The 286-nt window shown below is 62.6% G+C and carries 1 protein-coding gene; it reads left to right on the top strand.

The features are described 5' to 3' along the window. A partial coding sequence (locus AC0L20_RS40820; RefSeq protein WP_473295795.1) for a histidine kinase dimerization/phospho-acceptor domain-containing protein occupies positions 1 to 286 on the top strand: 286 nt, incomplete at both ends.

The following is a 286-nucleotide window of genomic DNA, read 5'->3' as shown; positions in this document are numbered from 1 at the left end:
CGTCGCCCACGATTTCAATAACCTGCTGACAATCATCCGCTCATCCGTGGACTTCCTGCGCCAACCGGGGCTGTCGGAAGAGCGCCGGCAACGCTACATGGGCGCGGTGTCCGATACCGTCGAGCGGGCCAGCAAGCTCACCAGCCAATTGCTCGCCTTTGCCCGTCGCCAGCCGTTGAATCCGCAGGTCTTCGATGTCAGCCAACGGGTGCAGAACATCGCCGACATGCTCGAAAGCGTCACCGGCGCACGCATTCACGTGCAGGTGCAATTGCCTGACCCGCCC

This window comes from Bradyrhizobium sp. Kon58 (assembly GCF_055807455.1).
Note: the sequence above shows the minus strand (reverse complement) of the source record. Positions and strands in the feature narration are given on the sequence as shown.